This window comes from Nocardioides terrigena (genome assembly GCF_003047265.1).
In the GTDB taxonomy this organism is placed as follows: Bacteria; Actinomycetota; Actinomycetes; order Propionibacteriales; family Nocardioidaceae; genus Nocardioides; species Nocardioides terrigena.
Window position 1 is genome coordinate 1 of the sequence record NZ_PZYY01000057.1, and the last position, 688, is coordinate 688.

Genomic DNA, 688 nt, shown 5'->3' on the forward strand with positions numbered 1-688 from the left:
GACGACGCAACAGCACGTAAACACATTACTGCAGGTGCGAAAAAAGTTGTTTTAACCGGTCCGTCTAAAGATGCAACACCTATGTTCGTTAATGGTGTAAACTTCGATGCATACGCAGGCCAAGATATCGTTTCTAACGCTTCTTGTACAACTAACTGCTTAGCACCGTTAGCTAAAGTCATCCACAATAAATTCGGTATTAAAGAAGGTTTAATGACTACAGTTCACGCAACAACTGCGACACAAAAAACTGTAGATGGTCCATCAGCGAAAGACTGGCGCGGTGGTCGTGGTGCTTCACAAAACATCATTCCTTCATCAACAGGTGCGGCGAAAGCGGTAGGTAAAGTATTACCTGCATTAAACGGTAAATTAACCGGTATGGCTTTCCGTGTTCCGACAGCAAACGTTTCTGTAGTTGATTTAACAGTGAACTTAGAAAAACCTGCTACATACGAAGAAATCTGTGCGGAAGTTAAACGCGCTTCACAAGAAGAAATGAAAGGTGTGTTAGGTTATACGGAAGATGCAGTCGTTTCTACAGACTTCAACGGTGCGGTTGAAACTTCTGTATTTGATGCGAAAGCAGGTATCGCATTAACGGATACTTTCGTTAAATTAGTATCTTGGTACGATAACGAAACCGGTTACTCAAACAAAGTATTAGATTTAGTCGCTCACGTTTATA

The 688-nt window shown here is 41.6% G+C and carries 1 protein-coding gene; it reads left to right on the forward strand.

What is annotated here, in order from left to right; all coding sequences use genetic code 11:
- Window positions 1-688: type I glyceraldehyde-3-phosphate dehydrogenase (locus DAE25_RS22810; RefSeq protein WP_107768563.1), on the forward strand; the 688-nt coding region annotated here is incomplete at both ends.